Source organism: Pseudomonas sp. EL_65y_Pfl1_R83, assembly GCF_963970695.1.
GTDB classification, from domain to species: domain Bacteria; phylum Pseudomonadota; class Gammaproteobacteria; order Pseudomonadales; family Pseudomonadaceae; genus Aquipseudomonas; species Aquipseudomonas tritici.
This window is the reverse complement of the sequence record NZ_CAXAQI010000241.1, coordinates 1-527: the sequence shown is the minus strand read 5'-3', so window position 1 is coordinate 527 and position 527 is coordinate 1. Positions and strand designations below refer to the sequence as shown.

1 protein-coding gene is annotated in these 527 nt (G+C 67.9%); it reads left to right on the top strand.

Annotated features, from left to right (window positions below; translation table 11 throughout):
- Positions 1-527: hypothetical protein (locus tag AACY08_RS28630; protein ID WP_339472462.1), on the top strand; the 527-nt coding region annotated here is incomplete at both ends.

The window sequence follows — 527 nt, the reverse complement described above, 5'->3', positions numbered from 1 at the left end:
AATGCGAGCGGCAATCCGATCGTCGACACCACGATGCAGGTGCTGGGGCCGTCCTCGGGCGGCGGAGGCGGCGGCTCGACGGTCGATCCGACCACGATCATCGCAACCGGCGACCTCAAGGTGAAATACGGCACGGGGCCTTTGTCCGGCTTCGTGCGCACCAACGGCCTGACGATCGGCAGCGCCTCGAGCGGGGCGAGCGAGCGCGCCAATGCCGACACGCAGGCGCTGTTCGTCTATCTGTGCGGCGCCGATCTCAACCTCGTCATGACGCCGGCCCGCTCCGGCAATTGCCTGTCGGACTTCAATGCCAACAAGCAGCTGGCCTTGCCGGACTGGCGGGGCCGCGCGATCGCAGCGCTCGACGACATGGGCAACAGCGCGGCGGGGCGGCTGACGGCGAGCTATTTCGGGGCGACCGGATCCTGCGTCGGCCAGAACGCAACCACGCTGGGCGTGGCCTGCGGCGGCGAAAGCCAGACGCTCACGATCGCGCAAATGCCGTCCCACAATCACAGCGTCAACGA